The sequence below is a fragment of the Lysobacter brunescens genome (assembly GCF_042677005.1).
GTDB lineage: Bacteria > Pseudomonadota > Gammaproteobacteria > Xanthomonadales > Xanthomonadaceae > Lysobacter_I > Lysobacter_I brunescens.
Genome location: NZ_JBHTIF010000002.1, coordinates 292,553 through 309,857 on the forward strand (window position 1 = coordinate 292,553; position 17,305 = coordinate 309,857).

Sequence of the window (17,305 nt, forward strand, 5' to 3'; positions counted from 1 at the left end):
CAGATGAACGAACAACAGCAGGCCCATGATCGCTACTTCCGCGCCACGGTCGGGCAGGCCTGGGACGCCTTGCTCGCGCCGCTGCCCGGCGCATCGCCCGCCGGCCATCCCGCGCACGAGGACGAGGACTATCGGCGCATCCGCCACGAACGCACCGAGGAGGATGCGACCCTGCCGCAGGGGGCGTGGGAACGCGAGCTCAAGCGCGCGGACTGGCAGGCAGTGGGCGAACTCTCGGCGCGCGCGCTGGCCTATCGCAGCAAGGATCTGCAGTTCGCAGCCTGGCTGTTCGAGTCGCTGATCGTGCGCACCGGCTTCCAGGCGCTGACGCCCTGCCTCTCGCTGGTCGAAGCGCTGATGTCGTCCTACGGCCAGGACCTGCATCCGCGATCGGAGGAACACGTCGCCAACCTGTGGACGTGGATCGCACACAAGTTGCTGTTGCCGCTGCGGAAGGTGCCGCTGACCGCGACCGGCGGCGACCGCGACTACGCCTGGAACGACTGGGAACAGGCGCGGCGCAACGAGCAGATCCGTGCCAGCCTCGGCCGCCAGCGCGAATCGGAAATCGAAGGCGCCAGCCTGGCCGATGTCGGCGCGGGCCTGGCCTGCACGCCGAACGAGCGCCTGGCCTTCCTCCACGGCTGCATCAGCGATGGCCTGCAGGCGCTGGATCGACTGGAGCACGCCGGCGATGCGGTCTGGGGCGACAAGCTGCCGAGCCTGGCGCCGATGCGCGACCTGCTGGAGGAGATCGGCATCCTGCTCACCGGCGAAGCGCGTCGTCGCGGCCTGGTGTCCCTGCCCGCGCAGGAAGAGGACGCGTCCGACGACGAAGCGGCCGACGGCATGCATGCGCCGGCCGTCGTCTCGGGCAACCACGACCGTCGCCAGGTCTACGTCGCGCTGGCCGAGATCGCGCACGCGCTGGAAGTGATCGAGCCGCACAGCCCCGTGCCTTACCTCATCCGTCGCGCCGTCGCCTGGGGCGGACTCAATACCGCGCAGCTCTACAGCGAAGTGTTCGTGCGCTGCGGCGGACAGATCAACATCTTCGAGCTGCTCGGCCTCGGCGACCCGGTCGCCGGGCAGGAGCGGTCGGCCGCAGGCTGAGGCGCCGCGTCGCGCGCGTCATCGCAGGAGACACACCATGTCCAGCACGCCCACACGCAGTCCCGGGCAGAAGCCCCTGGCGATCCTGATCGCCGCGCAGATGCGCCCCATGCCGGGCGGGTTGCCCGGTGGCGTCAAGTCGGGCAAGCCGATCAATGTCAACAAGGCCCTGCGCAAGGCGATGAACAGCTCGCCGCAGGCGAAGGTCGCGTTCAAGCAGAACAAGGCCGCCGTCAACCAGGCGAAGCCGCATCTGCAGGCGCTCGCCAACCGGCAGGGGCAGGGACTGATGTCGTCGCTGAAGCACGGCGTGTCGGCGATGCGCTCGCTCAAGCAGGTCACGCGCGACATGGCCAAACAACCGGGTGCGAACAAGCTGAAGGTCGAATCGAACGTGCCGCTCAACGCCAAGGCGCAGAAGCACATGGACGGCATCACCCAGGCGATGGAAGGACCGAAACCGAAACTGTTCTCGGCACTGGGCCAGGGCATCGGCCTGATGCGCGAACTGCGCAAGACGACCCAGCAGATGAAGCAGGAATCGAAGCGCGCTCAGCACGCCGACGCGCGCACGCTGTCGCCGATGCCGAAGACCGGCGGCGGCCCGGAACCGGGCGATGGCAAGTCGACGACTCAAGCGATCGGCAAGTCGACGGCCAGGCAGACCGGCAAGCCTTTCGCCGAAACCGTCGACCTGCTGCGCACCCTCGGCCAGGGCGTGCGGATGATGCAGGGCCTGAAGCAGGTGACGAAGACGATGAAGACCGCGGAGACGCAGGGCACGCTCATGGACGGCGCGCTGCGGTTCCAGTCGCTGTCGTCCACGTCGCCCCGCAACGGCGAGAGCCCGCTGGCGATCATGCTGATCGCGCGGCGCGGTGGATCGTCGCCCGGCAACGAGTCCAAGGACTGAGTCATGGCCGCCGAGCCGGGACGTGCGATCGAACAGGCGCTGCCTTCTCGGGAGGCGCAGCCGCTCGTGGGTCGCTTGCGCCCGGCCTGGCAGGCCGGGCGGGTCCGTGCGCTGCGCGAAGCGCAGGACGATGCGCGCGTGGTCCAGGCGTTCCTGCAGGCCGGCATGCGCAACCGCTGCATCGATCCCATGCATGCTGTCTGGGTCGTCGATCTGTCGCCAGGCGATGGCGAGCGCGCCTGGCACCTGCTGCGGATCCTCGCCGCCGAAGCGCTGCGCGGACCGCCCGTGCGCTACCTGGCCTGCTGTCCGGACCCGGCACAGCACGACGCGCTGGCCGTGCATGCACCGTTCGCGGAGTGGCGTGCCGACGGTCGCATCTGCCTCGATCGTCACGATCGAGGCCTGCCGCCGCACCCGCTGCGCAATCCGGTGGTCGTACTCGCACACGACGCACTGTCCGCCCGCGAGCAGCATCTGTTCCGGATCCGCAAGGGCGAAGTCATGCAGGCGTGGCATCGCCTCGATGGTCGGATCGAATGGCGCGATCTGCGCCGGCGCGATGGTGCCTGCCGTCTGTTGTCGGGCCAGCGCAGCGTATCGGATGGCGTGTCGCTGACCTTGCCGCATGCGGGCATGGCCCTGCTGGATGCGTTGCTCCATGCCAGCGGCGGGCGCATGTTGCTGCGCGCGACAGACGATGGGGTGTTCGAACCCGAGCGCATCGCTGCCGAAGGCTTGCGTGCCGACGACGAAGCCCCGCCACAGGTCAATTTCGAGGCGCTTGCCCGTTGGCATCGTGCCAATGGCGGGCAAGTCCTGCAGTCGCGCAGTACGCGGCATGGACGTGTGCTTCACCATGCGCTGCATGATGTCGACAACGGCCGGTTGCGCGAATGCCTGCCCGAACTTCTGGCGCTGCCGCACCCGGACGATCATGTCGAACTGCTCGGGACGCTGGCTGCGCTCTCGCATCCGACGCTGTCGCAGTGCATCGCACTGCTGCGTGCGCATGGCGGCGATCCCCGTGCGCTCGATGCGCTCGTCGCGCACCTGCCTGAGGCACCTGTGCTCGTGGATGCCGATGCGACCGCCACCATCGTGACGACCTGGCGGAGCGTTTCGGCCTGGTCGGAGTCGATGCGTTATCCGATCGATCCCACTGCAGCCAGCCTGGAGGTGGGGAATGAGTAACGGCTCCGGGCGCGACGACGGCCCACCAGTGAGGAAAAAGCAGAAGCTGGACAATGGCGTCCCCGTGACGCCGACCGGGGTCACCCAGCGGCAGCAGTCCAGTGCGACGACGTTGACGCCCCAGCCGCAGTTCATGCAGCCGCAGACGCCGTTCGTTCCGTTCCCCTCGTCGCAGTTCTCCTCTTTCCAGTTCTCGTCGTTTTCGCAGCCGACATCGCGGCCACAGTCGAAGAGCCTCGTCCAGAGGCCGAGCCCGCAGCCACCGCTGTTCGGGCAGGGCACGTCACCCTCGTTCGGACAGAACACGCCGCCACCCAGTTTCTTTCCCTTCGTACAGAGCACACCGTCCTCGAATCCTTTCTCCTTCGGGCAGAACACCCCGTCCCCGAATCCGTTCTCGTTCATGCAGAACACGCCTTCGCAGAATCCGTTCTCGTTCATGCAGAACACGCCTTCGCAGAATCCGTTCTCGCTCATGCAGAGCACGCCTTCGCAGAATCCGTTTTCGCTGATGCAGAGCACGCCTTCCCAGAATCCGTTTTCGTTCGTACAGAACACGCCGTCCTCGAATCCGTTTTCTTTCGGATCGAACACGCCGACTCCGCCCGTGCAGAACAGGCCATCCCTGTCCAGCCCGATCCAGTCGCCGCAGCAGAACACCACGCCCAATCTCGCCTTCCCGCCGATCCTCTCCACGCCCTCCAACCAGAACAGCACCGTCCCGAACGTGGTCAGCACGCCACCGGTCGATTTCTCGAAAATGGACCTGCACGACAGCGTGAACAAGTCCGGCCTGTGGCAGATGACCGGGAAGCGCCTGGACGCCGTGAACAAGCAGGTCTCGCCGTACGTGAAGTCGAAGAGCCCGAGCAACGACATGATCCGCATCGACTCGGTGACCGGCAGCAACGAGAGCTGGGGCAACAGTGCCGACGAGAACGTCCGCACCCAGATGCTGCGGGACAATCGCGGGAAGATGACCGACCTGGAGGCCGAGGCCTCGTTCAACCAGCGCAGCCACCAGGCCACGCTGGTCTGGAAGACCGGTTCGTCCACGTTGACCCAATACAACATGGGTTCCGATGCCACCGTGCCGATCAGCAGCCACACGCCAGGCATCAAGAACCAGTCGGTACCCGGCACGAAGGGCGCGCTCACGAAGGAGCATGCGCATCGTGACATCCTCCGCGTGGACGTGGTGAAGGCGACCCTGGAGGACGACAAGCGGGGCAGTCATGATGTTCCCATCGTGTCCAAGCTCGCGACCGTGCAGCTCATGATGTCGCCCAAGGAAGAGCTGATGACGGTGCGCGACAAGGTCGTGAACTCGAAGACGCCGATCATTTCCCAGTTCAAGGACATCGGCACGATGTCGGACGGGGTCGGCTCGAATTTCGACAAGTTCGCCGATCGTGTCCAGGTCGTGCGCGAAACCGAGAAGATGCATGCGGCCAAGAACCTGTTGATCTCCGGTCATCGCAGCCTGGTGCCGAAAGGCCACCAGGACCTCCTGGAGAAGTCCGGCGGGGATGTCGAGGGCGCCATGCGCCTGCTCCATGCGGAGAGCACCAGCCAGAGTCCCACGATGACGTTCAACACCGCCACGAACTCGCAGACAGATCGGCTGGATCAGCAGAGCCTGAGCCAGATGTCGAAGCAGACGGTCGGCCGGCCGCGTGCGTTGAGCGATCCGCGCCGCATCAGCGCCCCGAAGTTCGATTTCAAGAACTGACCTGCCGAAACCAGCCGTCCTGCCGCGCCCGATCCACCCCATGAATGCACAGGAGAGTCCCATGTCATGGTTCACACGCAAATCCGCGCCGAAGCCGGAGCCCGTCGAGATCGAAATGCAGGAGCTGCCGCCGAAGCGGTCGGTGGTGGAGACGCCAAGCGGGCGCAGGGGCAGTTTCAGCGGCCAGCTGGTCACCCACAGCGGCTGGACGCATACCGGCACCACCGACTACTACTTCTCGGCGACCAGTCGCGAGATGGATGTGCAGCACATCCAGTCGCATGCGCCCGGTTCGGGTTCGCAGATGATGCAGGCCGTTGAGTCGCGTGCGCGCGAGGTCGGTGCCACGACGATGGTGACGGCGACCAGCCGACCCGGCTTCTTCAAGAAGATGGGCTTCGATTACACCGAGCAGCAGAAGCGGACCAACGCGCTGAAGGAGGAGCTGGATCCCGGCAAGGTCGCGCGCGACGAGAACAACAAGGGCGAACAGGGCGGGGGCGGCTACGGGATGTTCAAGCCGCTGTGATTTCCGGTGTTCTTCCTTGTCCGTGCCTTCATTTCGGCCGGTGAATCCGGCCACCCAGCCGGGAGATCGACATGTCCGACAACAACCAGGGGCGCAAGTCCACCGTGTTCCTCACCAAGGAGGACGGTCGTGCGCCGTCCGCCTACCACATCGACCAGCAGAGCCATTCGCAGCGCGTGCGCCAAGAGCATCGCCACGGGCCGACGGTGACCTCCGAGAAGCTGCGCTATCAGGCGTTCACGACCACCAAGCACATGGCGAAGGCGGTGTCGAGCCTGGTGCAGCAGGACAGCCAGCGCCTGGGCGTTAGCAACGAGTTCGCGCTGCGCATGCAGATCATGGATGGCCTGGCGACGCCGACCATCCGTGCCGGCAGCGCGCATCTCGAAGTCAGCACCGGTACGTTCGGCAAGGGCAATCCTCACGTCAGCGGCGGTACGGTTATGTTTCCGCAGCAGGGCTCGCCCTTGTCCGATTTCACGCAGCTGGAAGCCACCACGAACCAGCGCAGGCAGCAGGCCAAGCAGCACCAGCCGGTCTCGCCGCCGGTCACCGCGAGCATGAGCCAGCAGATCACGCCGCAGGCGCAAGCCTTCAATCAGCAGGCACTGAAGGACCAGCGATCGTTCGTGAAGAAGTTCTCCGGTAGTGACTGACGTGCGCCGTCATGCCTGGTGTCCGCATGTGCCTGCCCGAGCTCGGACAGATGCTCGCGCTGCCGCGTCTCAGAGCTTCAGCTTCAGCTCGATTCCGCACTTCCGCGACGATGGGCTGGCGTCGGTGATGTCGCCGTTGATCGCGCGGCGGACGTTGTCCGGCACTCGGTGCGAGAGGATGGTCTGCGTGCGCGTGGGCAGCGGTTCCTCGATCGCCGCCGGCGGTTCCTGCCGGACGGCATGCACGTCCCAGCCCCAGTGCGAGGGCAGGTCGGCGCGGCGCGTGTCTTCGGTCGGGTGCGCCATGCCCAGTTCCGGATGCGGCTGGTCCACGCGCTGGATCACGCGGACGCGCTCGCGCTCGTTGCGCAGCTCCAGCAGTAGTTCCACGCGCATCGGCAGCTTCATCGTCCGCAGTCCTTCGGGGAGACGTCCGAAGTATGCGAGCCTGCGCATGGGCGGACAAGACAGGGCGTGGGGCAACTGACGAATGGCACGCATCTACCAGGCGCCGACGATGGGCGAGGCGCATGTGCGCGCGGCGCTGGTCTCCGCGCGCGGCATGGCCGATCTGCTCGTGCACCGCGTGGGCAGCTGGGGACAGGCGCATGGCGACGGCCTTTGGTACATCACCCGAGACAAGCAGGAAGCGACCGCCTGGGTGCATTTCTGCAGCATCGGCATGGCCGAGGTGCGGATCTTCTTCGTCGACAACTATTCGGAAGCCGGTTGGCGCAACGCATCGCACCGGTTGCGCGGGCGATTCGGCTGAGCGGCAGCCTGCGCACGAAACGTATACGGACGCATCGTCGAAAACGCGACCTGCAACGCTCGTCGCATGTCATCTGCGTACGCTAAGGTATGGGTCCCGATCACGATCCCGATCCCGCCGCGCATGCCCATCCGACCGCCGACCGTCGTCTTCCTGCTGTCCGTTGCTGCCGCCATTCTCGGCGCCATGCTGCCCGGGGAGATGCTCGGCGGCCACGCGCTGTGGCTGCACTACATCGGGAAACCGCTGGCGACCGTGCTGCTGTGCTGGAAGGTGCTGCGCGTCGAGGTACCAGTGTCGGCGCGCTATCGACGCGCCGTCGCGTTCGGCATGGTGCTGTCGCTGGTCGGTGATGTCTTCCTGATGCTGCCCGGCGATCTGTTCGTGCCCGGACTCGTTGCGTTCCTGCTCGCGCACATCGGCTATATCGTCGCCTTCGCACCGGGTTCGAATGCGAAGGCGAGGGCGGCGGCTTTTGCGCTGGTCGCGATCATCGGCACCGCGAACCTGGTCGGCCTGCTGCCGCGCGTCGATCCGGCGTTGAAGATTCCAGTCGTGGCCTACACCGTCGTGCTCGCCGCGATGGCTGCGTTCGCGCTCGCCCGGGCGTGGACGCCTGCGGTGTCGTCCGCGCTGCCGCACAGCGCGCGCTGGGTTGCGATCGGCGCGATGCTGTTCATGACCAGCGACAGCCTGCTGGCCTGGGATCGCTTCGCCGGCGGCATCCCGATGAGTCCGCTGCTCGTGCTCGGCACCTACTACGCCGCGCAGTGGTGCATCGCACGATCGGTCGAGCGGGCGTGAGGGCCGGGCGATGACGATGCCGTCCGCCGAGACGATCATGCTGTTCGCGATCCCGATGTTCTTCGTGCTGATGGGCGTGGAACTGCTCGCGGCGCGGCTGATGCGTCGCCGCGTCTACCGGCTCAACGATGCGATCAACAGCATCGGCCTGGGCGTGCTGTCGCAGGTGGTCGGCGTGTTCGCCAAGCTGCTCACCGTGGGCTTCTATGCCTGGGTGGTCGAACGCGTCGCGCTGTTCGACCTGCCGACGGACAGCGTGTGGGTCTGGATCGGTGCGCTCGTCCTGTACGACTTCTGCTACTACTGGCTGCATCGGTGCGGCCACGAGGTCGGCATCCTCTGGGCCGCGCACGTCGTGCATCACCAGAGCGAGCGCTACAACCTCAGCACCGCGCTGCGCCAGACCGGCAGCGGCGTGCTGCTGGGCTGGCTGTTCTACCTGCCGCTGGCGGTGCTGGGCGTGCCGGTCGAAGTGTTCGCGGTGATCGCGGTGATCGACCTGCTGTACCAGTACTGGATCCACACCGAACTGGTGCCGAAGCTGGGCTGGTTCGACCGCGTGTTCGCCTCGCCCTCGAATCATCGCGTCCACCATGCGGTGAACGACCGCTACCTCGACCGGAATTACGGCGGCATCTTCATCCTCTGGGATCGCTGGTTCGGCACCTTCGCCGAGGAGCGCGACGACGAGCCCGTGGTGTTCGGCACGCGCGCACCGCTGCGCAGCTGGAACCCGTTGTGGGCGAACATCGAGGTCTACTGGGCGCTCGCCAAGGATGCGTGGCATGCGCGCCGCTGGCGCGACAAGCTACGCGTATGGATCGCGCCGCCGGGCTGGCGGCCGGCCGACGTGGCCGAACGCTTCCCGAAGCCGGCCTTCGATATCGCGCGCCCGGAGTACGACCCGCCCGTCTCGACGACGATGCGTGCCTACGCCTTCGCGCAGTTCCTGCTGCTGCTCGCGCTGGGCGTCGATTTCCTCGGCGTCGCAGCCCGGCTCGATGCGCTGCACGCCCTGGCCTACGCCGGCGTGCTGCTGTGGGGACTCATCGCGCTCGGCGCGCTGCTCGAAGGCCGACCGTGGGGCTTGGTCGTCGAACTGCCGAGGCTCGCCTTGCTCGCGGCATGGCCGATGCTCGTCGCGCGCGTGCCCGGCTACGTAGGTTTCGTCGACGATCTGTCCATCGTGCTGCCGGTCCTTGCGGTCGCCAGCTTGCCGATGCTGCTGCTCGCTTGGCGCGGCACCCGGGCACTGCATGCCCCGGGCGCGCCAGAAGCATCACCAGGGCCGTTGTAAGAAGCATTGAGAAGGCGTTGTAGGAGGGCGAGGCTGTGCGGCACGTGTCCACTCGTCTCGCCGATTGAGACCGTCGGCGGCTACAGTACGCCCCAGCGCTGCCCGCCCATTCAACGAGATCCCCGTGAGCAAAGCCCCCGGCAAGTCCGCCAGCAAGAGCCGCACCGCCTACGTCTGCGGCGAATGCGGCGCCGAATACAGCAAGTGGCAGGGGCAGTGCGGCGAGTGCGGGGCGTGGAACACGCTCAGCCAGGTCGTGGTGGAGAGCGCCTCCGACGCCCCGGCCGCCGCGCGTCGCGGCAGTTGGGCCGGCAAGATCGATCCGCCGAAGGTCACCGCGCTGAAGGACGTGCTGCATCGCGAGGACGTGCGCACCAGCACCGGCATCGGCGAATTCGATCGCGTGCTCGGCGGCGGTCTCGTCGAAGGTGCGGTGGTGCTGATCGGCGGCGATCCCGGCATCGGCAAGTCCACGCTGCTGTTGCAGGCGCTGGCGAGCATGGCCGGTCGCCTGCCGGCGCTGTACGTCACCGGCGAGGAATCGCTGGCGCAGGTGGCCGGTCGCGCGTCGCGACTTGGACTGCCGCTCGACGGCCTCAGCGCGCTGGCCGAGACCGGCGTCGAACGCATCCTCGAACAGGCCGTGCAGACCCAGCCGAAACTCCTCGTCGCCGACTCCGTGCAGACGCTCTGGACCGAATCGCTGACCGCCGCGCCCGGCTCGGTCAGCCAGGTGCGCGAGAGCGCCGCGCGCCTCGTGCGCTACGCCAAGGAAACCGGCACCGCGATCTTCCTCGTTGGCCACGTCACGAAAGAGGGTGGCATCGCCGGCCCGCGCGTGCTCGAACACATGGTCGATGCCGTGCTGTATTTCGAAGGCGACAGCGGCAGCCGTTTCCGCGTGCTCCGCGCCTTCAAGAACCGCTTCGGCGCGGTGAACGAGCTGGGCGTGTTCGCGATGAGCGACAAGGGCCTGCGCGAAGTGCCGAACCCCTCGGCGATCTTCCTGTCCGGTACGGGCCGCCAGCCCGGCAGCTGCGTGATGGTCACGCGCGAGGGCACGCGTCCGCTGATGGTCGAAGTGCAGGCGCTTGTCGATGCCTCGCCGCTGTCGAATCCGCGCCGCGTCGCCGTCGGTCTGGAGCAGAACCGTCTTGCGATGCTGCTCGCGGTGCTGCATCGCCATGGCGGCGTGATGGTCGGCGACCAGGACGTGTTCGTGAACGTGGTCGGCGGCATCCGCGTACAGGAAACCGCTGCCGACCTGCCGGTGCTGCTGGCGGTGCTGTCCTCGCTGCGCGACCGACCGCTCTCCGAAAAGACGATCGCTTTCGGCGAGATTGGTTTGTCCGGCGAGATCAGGCCCGTGCCCAACGGCGAGGAACGCCTGAAGGAAGCCGCGACCCATGGCTTCCTCCGCGCCATCGTGCCCAAGGCCAATGCGCCGAAGGCCGGCAGCTACAAGGGCATGGAAGTGATCGCTGTCGAGCGGCTGGCGGATGCGCTGGAGGCTGCGGCGGAGTGAGTCGCGACTGATGGCGGCGGCGTGGGCATGTGAAATCTCCTGCCCGATCTTGCATTCTCGCTCGAACGGTTGATTTCTGGACATCGAACGACGCCTTGCCCGCCGTTCGTCGCAGCCCGCCTGTTTTCGCGAGACATGCGGCAATGCCTGCGCTACGGTCGTGGCTCGTTCCACGCTGGAGAATGCGTCATGCGTACGATCTGTCTGGTGGCGATGCTGGGTCTGATGCCGTTGATCGGCGTTGCCCAAACCGGGTCTTCGGGAAGCGACATGCAGGCCAAGGCGCCGGCCGACGATACGAAACTCGTGTGCGAGCGGAAGAAGGCGCTAGGCAGCAATCGCCCGGAGCGCGTCTGCAAGACGCAGGCGGAATGGGATGCCGAACGGGCGAAGGCGCAGGCCGACCTGCAGCGGTATGGCCGCTGCAGCGGCAACGACAACCATTGCGTGGCGCAGCCTTGATTCCTGCAGGCATGCGCCCGTCCTGAGCGTTGGTCTTGCCTGCGGCGGCGTTCAGCGCTGCCGCACGGCCCCGATGTCGACCGTGGCGTCCTTGCGGACTTCGACCTGCACGCGCGGGTTGCCGCGTTCGTCCTCGATCACCCAGGGCAATGGCAGGTTGTCGGGAATGACGAGCAGATCGTGCGTGCCGACTGCGACGCGGTCGAAGCGGAAGCGACCCTGTTCGTCGGTCTTCGCGGAGAAGCGGCCGTCGAGCAGCACGGTGATGTTCGCCGCAGGTCGTTCGCTGGCGCTGCGCACGCCGTCGTTGTTCTCGTCGAGGAAGATCGTGCCGACGATGTCGCCGGTCGCGGCGTTCGGCGGGCCACCGAGCACGCCGCGCGGCTGGCCGGCGCGGTAGTCGTAGCGCAGGCTGAGGAAGATCGAGCGGTCGTGCGGCAGGGTTTCGAACACCGGCTGGTTGGTGATCGGATCGAGCACGAAGGGCGAGCGGCGCGAGCCGCGGCTTTCGATCAGGTTGCCGAGCAGCGACCAGCGCGAGGCGATGCGCCAGCGCCAGCCGAGGTTGAGGTCGGTGCCGCGGCTGTCGTCGGCACCGCTGCTGCGCGCCCAGCGCACGCTGCCGTCGACGGAGAAGGTGTCGGTGAGATCGACGCCACCGTAGGCGGCCAGCGTGGCGGTGCGGCTGGCGCCGTCGCGGTCCTGCGCAAGCTCGCCGAAGCCTGCGGAGAGCGACAGTCGCGAACCTTCGCGCATGCGCAGGGCATGATCGACAAGAACCTGCCAGCTGTCGGCGCCGCTGCTGTCGTGGGCGCGGTCGTACTGCAGGCGCGTCTGTCCCCAATCGGAAAGGCGGTCGACGAACAGCTGCAGCGTCTGCGCGCTGTCGTCGCCGCCGTCGCGCCCGCTCTGGCGTGCGGTCAGGCCGCCGCCGAAACCGGTGCGCGGGCTGGCCTGGTAGCGCACGTAGCCGTTGCCGTACCAGCCGTCGAAGCCCATGCCGGAGACCGAATCGATGCGATCGAGGGCGGCGTTCGCACTCCAGCGCGCACGGTTGTAGTCGATGCGGTAGTAACCGCCGCGCACGTCGTTGTTGATCGGCCAGGCGCCCCAGGCCAGATCGGGTTCCAGGCGGAACAGGCCGTAGCGATGCACGAAGCTGCCGCGATCGCTGCGTCCATCCAGCCAGATGCCGGCGGCGCTGTCGCCGTTCGCGTCGCTGGCGAGCATGTTGAGCTGCAGGCTGTCGCGCGCGCCGTTCCAGCGGTGGCCGGTGAACAGCGCGCGCGTGCGGCCGTTCTGGAAGTCGGGCAGACCCTGATCGTCCGGCACGATGCGGCCGTCGGTGAGCAGCACGTCGACCGCACCGTCGATCCGCGGCGACCAGCGCCATTGCGCGGCGGCGGTGAACACCGATCCGTCGCCGATTTCGAAGCCGTTGAGGCGCGAGCCGGTGTAGCTGCCGCCGCGACCGAGGCCGGCCTGCACGCGCAGGCCGCGCTCGCGCTGTCGCCAGTCGGTGCTGGCGCCCACCATCGGCACGCTGGGCAGGATGAAACGGTACTGGTCGCGCAGCAGGTCGGGCATCGGCGTGTTGAGCACGCCCAGACCGTTGTCGAGCGACCAGCCGCCCGGCATCTGCAGGCCGCGCTGCCACAGCGTCGCGGTGCCACGCAGGCGCTGGCCCTCGTCGCGATCGCGATCGCTGTGGAAGAGCAGGGCGTCGGCGCTGATCGCGCCCCAGTCCGAGGTGTCCCAGTAGCCGCCGAATGCGGCGCCCAGTTCGACGCTGCGCTCGCCACCGAAACGCGTGCGGTGCGCAATGGCTTCGACATGGAAGGCGCGCGGCGGACCGGCGAGCGCGTCGTCCTCGTCCTCGTCGGGCGGCAGCGGTTCGAGTTTTTCCGGCGCGATGATCCGGTCGCGATAGGTCGACGGCGGTTCGCCGGCGTCGTCGGCGGGAAAGCCGAAGGCGCGGAACGGGTCGTAGACGCTGCCGTCGTAGGTGGTGCTGTCTTCGCTGCCCGTGTCGTTGCCGCTGCCGGGCGTGTCGCGTTGCGCGGCAGGTGCCGCGCCCGTGCCGCTCGTCGCGGCCGTGGCCGGCGTTGCCCACGCCGCAGCGGACAGGGCCGCACAGAGCGCGATTGCGAGCGCGCTGGGTGCCGGAAGCAGGCGATGTGGCAACGCAATGCGTCGGGTCATCGATCCAGGGTCGTATCGATGTCGAGGCGCTGGCGCTCGGCGTCCAGCCGACCCTTGATGCGCAGCGGATACACGATGGCAGGCGCTTGCGCGCCATCGGCCGAGGGCTGCGGATAGAGCGGAATGTCGCGGGTGGCGCCGACCAGGATCGGGCTGTTGTCGGGCACCAGCACGAAGCGCTGGTTCTTCGCGTCGACGCCGGCCAGGTAGCCGTCGAGGCGGCCGTGCATGTCGCCGTCGTTGCGCACGCGCAGCGCCGGGATGCGTTGGCCCTGCGCATCGACGCCGCGCGTTTCCGCGACGACCAGCTTCGGCGCGGCGTCTCCGATCGCGAGGTAGACGATCACGCCGATGCGGCCGCTGATCGGCAGCGGCATGTTGCCGCGCGCGGGCTGCGGTTCGCCTTCGATCATGATCGCGAACCGGCACTCGCCGCGAGGTGCGTCGGCCGGGACCGCCACTTCGAAGCGGAAGCGGCGCTTGCCGTTGCCCTTCACGGTGATTTCGTTGGTTTCGATGCCGACCCATGGCCGGCAGCTGTCCTTCGACAGCGCCTGGCTGAACACCGGCGCGCCCTGGGCGTCCAGCACCCAGTCGGCGGTGCTGACGGTGAACTTCGCGGCCTTGAGCGAGGTGTTGTTGAGCTCGAAGACGTTGCGGTAGGTCTTGCCGGGCTGGGTGCGGTCCTCGAAGCGCGGCGGCGAGACCACCAGCGCGAATTCCTGCGCCAGCGCCGGCAGCGCGTTCGATGCCAGTGCGACGGCGAGCAGCAGGCGGACGGGAGCGAAGGCCTTCATGGCGACTCCGGTTCGAATTCGAAGCTGAAGTTCAGATCCTGCGGACGCAGGACGCGGTTGCCGTCGGCCTGGATGGTCAGGCGGAAGGTGTCCTCGATGCGCTCGGACGCGATCGCACCGCTGTACACCAGTGCGCGCTCGCCGTCGCGTACGCGGCCGGGCAGCAGCGGGCCGTTCGCGGCCCAGACGGCGGTGACCGGGCCGTTCGGCACGGATGCCAGACGCTGGTAGATGCGTCCACGGCGTCCGCGCCATTGCGCGACATCCAGGCGTACCAGCACGACGACCTGACCGGTCATCGTCGAGGGCTGGCCGGGCTTCGGCACCAGCGAATCCCAGCGCATCTTCAGCGGCCCGCTTTCCAGCACCTGGCTGGCGCTGTCGTCCACCGGGAAGGTCTGCGCCATGGCGGCGAAGCAAGGCAGCGCGAACAGCAGAGGCAGCAGCAGGCGCGCGTTCATGGCGTCGCCAGCGTGTAGGTGGCGCGCGCGTTGTACGTGCCGGCGGCACGGATCGCGGCATTCGCGTAGCTGAAACTGTGGCAGCTCTCCGCCCAGGTGTTGCGCAGCAGGGTCGCGAGGGTCTGGGTGCCGCCGGTGAAGGTGCCGGCCGGGAAGGGCTGGGCGCCTGCGTCGCCGTTGCCGCTGCTCGTCCAGCTGATCTGGGTGATGGGAATGGTGTCGCCGCCGACACTGGTGAGGTTGACCGGCGTGTTCACGCGCAATGTCGCGCTCTGGTTGGGGTTGGTCGGCAAGCGGAAGAAGGCGCCGATGTAGACCTGGCCGGCGTTGCAGAACGCGAAGCCGTCCCAGTCGCTGGTGACGCGACCCGTACCGGTCATGGCCTGCGCAGTGGCGTTGCCGACCGATGCGGCGGGTACGGTCACGCTGACCAGGTTGACGGTGGTGTTGTCTGCGGGCGTTCCGCCGGCGCTGTAGTTGCCGCCGGTGATGCTGCCGTCGCCGACGCGCAGGTAGGCGGCTTTCGTGCCGGTGCCGATCGTCACGGTGTAGGCGGCGGCGTCTGCGATGCCCAGCGACGCAAGCAGGAAGAGGAGTGCGGCGAAACGGAGGATCCGATGGCCGTGGGAACGCGATTCCATGGCGTGTACCTCTCGAACGAAGGGGCTGCCCGCGAGGACAGCCCCTTTGCGGTCATCGACCCGGTGCGGGCCGGTGAATGGAGCGAGGCTGTCGTCGATTACGGCAGAGCCGCAGTATAGGTGACGCGACCGTTGTTGACGTTCACGCCGCCGTAGCTGCCGGCGCCGACGAAGTTGGTGTTGCTGTAGGCGAACGACCAGTTGGCCGTGCGGTTCACGACGCGGGCGCCGACGTTCGGCGTGACCGTGACCGCGGCGCTGGTGCCGCCATCGACGAGGGTCGGGACGTTCAGGTTCGGGTCCGAGCTGGTCGAGAGGATTTCGGCGAACGAGATGTTCTCGCCGGCGCCGTTGTTGAGCTGGCCGAGCGTGGTGCCGGTCAGGCTGACGTTGCCGTTGTTGCTCTGCAGAAGGACCGGCACGGTGCCGCCGTTGGTGCGGGCGATGTCGCTGCCGTCGCCGACGTTGGCAGCCGGGACCGAGAATTCGACGAGGTCGACGACCGTGCCGGCGCTGCCGACCTGGAAGCGGATGAACTTCGGAATGACCACGCGGAAGTCGAGGCGGGCATTGGCGTTGAGCGCACCGGCACCGGTCTGGAAGTCGGATTCGGCATGGGCGGGGAGGGCGGCGGCGAGGGCAAGGGCGACCAGGCTCACTGCACCGGCACTGCGGAAATTGCGGGAAAGCTTCATCTGGGCTCCAAAGAAAAAGTGAAGTGTTGAATTGACCTTTCGAGTCCGAACCATTCAGGTATCCGGACTTGCGGATGGACGTAGCATGGAGCATGCCAGTGATGACACCGCTCGTCTGTTGAATAAAAGCAACGCTTGTCGGGGATTTGCTTCGGAAGCGTGGGCGGGAAGGGCAAAAAGTGACCTTCTGCGGCGTCATGAAGTGACGGATTATCGACTTTGGTCGTAGAGCGGGCCCGCCGAGGGCCTTCGGGAAGTCGACGAGGTCGCTCCGCAGCGGACCGCTCCGCCGTGCGCCGGGGGCAAGCCTGTTCCGAGGGCCGGGCTCAGCCGCGGCAGACGCGCTGATGGGCTGCTGGCAGGGAGGAGGGCGGGCACGCGTCAAGCCGAAGGTCGTACACTGTCACGCTTTGGGGACTGCCGGGGGGCGGGATGACCTTGCTGAACATCGGGTTGGTGGTGCTGGCGACGCTGCTGGGCGTCGTCCTGTTGTTCTGGTGCCTGCTGCGCTACGCCCTGCCCTGGTGGCTGAAGCGCAAGCTGGCCGCGCTGGCCGCCATGCCGCAGACGGGCATCGCGGCGCGGATCACCCTGGTCCCCGATGTCACGCCCTTCGGTCGTCCGGAGACCGAAACCACCATCGCCCTGATGCGCGACGCCGGGTTCTTCGAGGTGGGACGCTATGCCGTGCCGGAGATGCCGGGCATGCGCCTGTGGGCTGCGCATCATCCCGGCGACGGCCTGGCAGCGGCGGTCTACGACCACACCACCATGCCGAGCTTCTTCGACGTGGTCCGCGTGGCCGAGGACCACTCGACCTGCACGGTCAGCACCAATCCCATCCACGATCCCGACAACGTGCCGCCCGGCAGCCGCTGCATCGCCGATCCAGCGCTCAGCCCGATGCAGGCGCTGGCGATGATCCGCGCGGAAACGCACGTCACGCCCCAGCTGCACGTGGATGCGGGCAACTTCGAGCCGGTGTTCATCGAACTCTACGCGCGCTCGATCGACCACATCCTCGGACGCGGCGTGCCGGACGCAGAGAAGATGCGCGAAGTGGGCGAGCGTGTCGCTGCCGCGACCGGCGAGCCGATGCCGCAACTCGACGACCGGCAGATGGCGATGGCCGTGGACATGCAGCGCGCCAGCCGCCTGGCCGCGCTGGAAGAGGCGATCATCGACCGCTTCCTGCAGTCGGGCCAGGTCGACGCACGCGAGTGGGAGCGCCTTCGCGACCGGGTGTCCGTCGTCCACGACCTGCTCAGCCGCGAAGACGCCGCCGACCTCGCGCGCAGCCGCACCGACTGGGAGGCGGCGCAGGCGCTCGTGGATGCCGCACTGTCGCACGCGCTGTCGCCGTCGGAGACGTTCGATCGTGTCTCGGCGTCACTGCCTGAAGCGCAGCGCGTGCGCGTGATCGGCGAGGTCGATCATCCGCTGTACGCGCAGATCCTTGTAACTGGCTGATTCCTTCGGGCGGCCGTGATCGCCGCCCGACGACGATGTGCG

18 protein-coding genes are annotated in these 17,305 nt (G+C 67.5%); 12 read left to right on the forward strand and 6 right to left on the reverse strand.

Features of this window, described 5'->3' with window-relative positions; all coding sequences use genetic code 11:
- Window positions 1-3 precede the first annotated feature (3 nt).
- From tssA to ACFQ0E_RS13415, 6 genes are all read left to right on the forward strand, one after another.
- Window positions 4-1,113, forward strand: a complete 1,110-nt coding sequence (gene tssA, locus ACFQ0E_RS13390) for a type VI secretion system protein TssA (RefSeq protein WP_386824575.1) — start codon at window positions 4-6, stop codon at window positions 1,111-1,113.
- 37 nt (window positions 1,114-1,150) lie between these two features.
- Window positions 1,151-2,026 (forward strand): hypothetical protein, encoded by an 876-nt coding sequence (locus tag ACFQ0E_RS13395; RefSeq protein WP_386824577.1) that lies wholly within the window; start codon window positions 1,151-1,153, stop codon window positions 2,024-2,026.
- Window positions 2,027-2,029: 3 nt separating this feature from the next.
- Window positions 2,030-3,220, forward strand: coding sequence for a hypothetical protein (locus tag ACFQ0E_RS13400; protein ID WP_386824579.1), 1,191 nt, complete (start codon window positions 2,030-2,032; stop codon window positions 3,218-3,220).
- A gap of 403 nt (window positions 3,221-3,623) precedes the next feature.
- The gene (locus ACFQ0E_RS13405) at window positions 3,624-4,952 is read left to right on the forward strand and encodes a hypothetical protein (protein WP_386824581.1); all 1,329 of its coding nucleotides are present in this window, start codon (window positions 3,624-3,626) and stop codon (window positions 4,950-4,952) included.
- Window positions 4,953-5,013: 61 nt separating this feature from the next.
- The gene (locus ACFQ0E_RS13410; protein ID WP_386824582.1) at window positions 5,014-5,481 is read left to right on the forward strand and encodes a hypothetical protein; all 468 of its coding nucleotides are present in this window, start codon (window positions 5,014-5,016) and stop codon (window positions 5,479-5,481) included.
- Window positions 5,482-5,552: 71 nt separating this feature from the next.
- Window positions 5,553-6,137 carry a hypothetical protein gene (locus ACFQ0E_RS13415; RefSeq protein ID WP_386824584.1) on the forward strand — a complete coding sequence of 195 codons (585 nt, stop codon included), beginning with the start codon at window positions 5,553-5,555 and terminating at the stop codon, window positions 6,135-6,137.
- A 69-nt stretch (window positions 6,138-6,206) separates the two neighbouring features.
- Here ACFQ0E_RS13415 and ACFQ0E_RS13420 read toward each other — a convergent pair whose 3' ends face one another.
- The gene (locus ACFQ0E_RS13420) at window positions 6,207-6,545 is read right to left on the reverse strand and encodes a hypothetical protein (protein ID WP_386824586.1); all 339 of its coding nucleotides are present in this window, start codon (window positions 6,543-6,545) and stop codon (window positions 6,207-6,209) included.
- Window positions 6,546-6,627: 82 nt separating this feature from the next.
- Between ACFQ0E_RS13420 and ACFQ0E_RS13425 the strand changes: the two genes are divergently transcribed.
- From ACFQ0E_RS13425 to ACFQ0E_RS13445, 5 genes are all read left to right on the forward strand, one after another.
- Window positions 6,628-6,909, forward strand: coding sequence for a DUF6150 family protein (locus tag ACFQ0E_RS13425; protein ID WP_386824588.1), 282 nt, complete (start codon window positions 6,628-6,630; stop codon window positions 6,907-6,909).
- A gap of 123 nt (window positions 6,910-7,032) precedes the next feature.
- Window positions 7,033-7,713: a lysoplasmalogenase gene (locus ACFQ0E_RS13430; RefSeq protein ID WP_386824590.1), complete on the forward strand. Its 681-nt coding sequence runs from the start codon at window positions 7,033-7,035 to the stop codon at window positions 7,711-7,713.
- A gap of 10 nt (window positions 7,714-7,723) precedes the next feature.
- Window positions 7,724-9,010: a sterol desaturase family protein gene (locus ACFQ0E_RS13435; RefSeq protein ID WP_386824591.1), complete on the forward strand. Its 1,287-nt coding sequence runs from the start codon at window positions 7,724-7,726 to the stop codon at window positions 9,008-9,010.
- A gap of 124 nt (window positions 9,011-9,134) precedes the next feature.
- Window positions 9,135-10,535, forward strand: coding sequence for a DNA repair protein RadA (gene radA / locus ACFQ0E_RS13440; RefSeq protein WP_386824593.1), 1,401 nt, complete (start codon window positions 9,135-9,137; stop codon window positions 10,533-10,535).
- A 207-nt stretch (window positions 10,536-10,742) separates the two neighbouring features.
- Window positions 10,743-10,997, forward strand: coding sequence for a hypothetical protein (locus ACFQ0E_RS13445; protein WP_386824595.1), 255 nt, complete (start codon window positions 10,743-10,745; stop codon window positions 10,995-10,997).
- Between the two features lie 51 nt (window positions 10,998-11,048).
- Here the strand turns inward: ACFQ0E_RS13445 and ACFQ0E_RS13450 are convergent, their stop codons facing one another.
- From ACFQ0E_RS13450 to ACFQ0E_RS13470, 5 genes are all read right to left on the reverse strand, one after another.
- Window positions 11,049-13,199, reverse strand: coding sequence for a carboxypeptidase-like regulatory domain-containing protein (locus tag ACFQ0E_RS13450; RefSeq protein WP_386824597.1), 2,151 nt, complete (start codon window positions 13,197-13,199; stop codon window positions 11,049-11,051).
- Entirely contained in the window at window positions 13,196-13,996 is an 801-nt protein-coding gene (locus ACFQ0E_RS13455; protein WP_386824599.1) for a hypothetical protein, read from the reverse strand. Before ACFQ0E_RS13455 ends, ACFQ0E_RS13450 begins: the two co-directional genes overlap by 4 nt.
- Window positions 13,993-14,457, reverse strand: a complete 465-nt coding sequence (locus ACFQ0E_RS13460) for a hypothetical protein (RefSeq protein ID WP_386824600.1) — start codon at window positions 14,455-14,457, stop codon at window positions 13,993-13,995. The genes ACFQ0E_RS13455 and ACFQ0E_RS13460 overlap by 4 nt, the downstream gene beginning before the upstream one ends.
- A complete protein-coding gene (locus tag ACFQ0E_RS13465; protein WP_386824602.1) occupies window positions 14,454-15,098 on the reverse strand; it encodes a hypothetical protein in 645 nt (214 codons plus the stop codon). Before ACFQ0E_RS13465 ends, ACFQ0E_RS13460 begins: the two co-directional genes overlap by 4 nt.
- A gap of 98 nt (window positions 15,099-15,196) precedes the next feature.
- Window positions 15,197-15,793, reverse strand: coding sequence for a hypothetical protein (locus ACFQ0E_RS13470; RefSeq protein WP_386824604.1), 597 nt, complete (start codon window positions 15,791-15,793; stop codon window positions 15,197-15,199).
- 432 nt (window positions 15,794-16,225) lie between these two features.
- Here ACFQ0E_RS13470 and ACFQ0E_RS13475 point away from each other — a divergent pair, with 432 nt between their 5' ends.
- Window positions 16,226-17,263 carry a hypothetical protein gene (locus tag ACFQ0E_RS13475; RefSeq protein WP_386824606.1) on the forward strand — a complete coding sequence of 346 codons (1,038 nt, stop codon included), beginning with the start codon at window positions 16,226-16,228 and terminating at the stop codon, window positions 17,261-17,263.
- The last annotated feature ends 42 nt before the right edge of the window (window positions 17,264-17,305 follow it).

Coding starts and splice junctions, on each gene's coding strand:
- ACFQ0E_RS13395 (WP_386824577.1), top strand. CDS start 1,151: ATGTCCAGCACGCCCACACGCAGTCCCGGGCAGAAGCCCCTGGCGATC.
- ACFQ0E_RS13460 (WP_386824600.1), bottom strand. CDS start 14,457: ATGAACGCGCGCCTGCTGCTGCCTCTGCTGTTCGCGCTGCCTTGCTTC.
- ACFQ0E_RS13425 (WP_386824588.1), top strand. CDS start 6,628: ATGGCACGCATCTACCAGGCGCCGACGATGGGCGAGGCGCATGTGCGC.
- ACFQ0E_RS13400 (WP_386824579.1), top strand. CDS start 2,030: ATGGCCGCCGAGCCGGGACGTGCGATCGAACAGGCGCTGCCTTCTCGG.
- ACFQ0E_RS13450 (WP_386824597.1), bottom strand. CDS start 13,199: ATGACCCGACGCATTGCGTTGCCACATCGCCTGCTTCCGGCACCCAGC.
- ACFQ0E_RS13465 (WP_386824602.1), bottom strand. CDS start 15,098: ATGGAATCGCGTTCCCACGGCCATCGGATCCTCCGTTTCGCCGCACTC.
- ACFQ0E_RS13405 (WP_386824581.1), top strand. CDS start 3,624: ATGCAGAACACGCCTTCGCAGAATCCGTTCTCGTTCATGCAGAACACG.
- ACFQ0E_RS13475 (WP_386824606.1), top strand. CDS start 16,226: ATGACCTTGCTGAACATCGGGTTGGTGGTGCTGGCGACGCTGCTGGGC.
- ACFQ0E_RS13415 (WP_386824584.1), top strand. CDS start 5,553: ATGTCCGACAACAACCAGGGGCGCAAGTCCACCGTGTTCCTCACCAAG.
- ACFQ0E_RS13430 (WP_386824590.1), top strand. CDS start 7,033: ATGCCCATCCGACCGCCGACCGTCGTCTTCCTGCTGTCCGTTGCTGCC.
- ACFQ0E_RS13455 (WP_386824599.1), bottom strand. CDS start 13,996: ATGAAGGCCTTCGCTCCCGTCCGCCTGCTGCTCGCCGTCGCACTGGCA.
- ACFQ0E_RS13410 (WP_386824582.1), top strand. CDS start 5,014: ATGTCATGGTTCACACGCAAATCCGCGCCGAAGCCGGAGCCCGTCGAG.
- ACFQ0E_RS13435 (WP_386824591.1), top strand. CDS start 7,724: ATGACGATGCCGTCCGCCGAGACGATCATGCTGTTCGCGATCCCGATG.
- ACFQ0E_RS13420 (WP_386824586.1), bottom strand. CDS start 6,545: ATGAAGCTGCCGATGCGCGTGGAACTACTGCTGGAGCTGCGCAACGAG.
- ACFQ0E_RS13470 (WP_386824604.1), bottom strand. CDS start 15,793: ATGAAGCTTTCCCGCAATTTCCGCAGTGCCGGTGCAGTGAGCCTGGTC.
- tssA (WP_386824575.1), top strand. CDS start 4: ATGAACGAACAACAGCAGGCCCATGATCGCTACTTCCGCGCCACGGTC.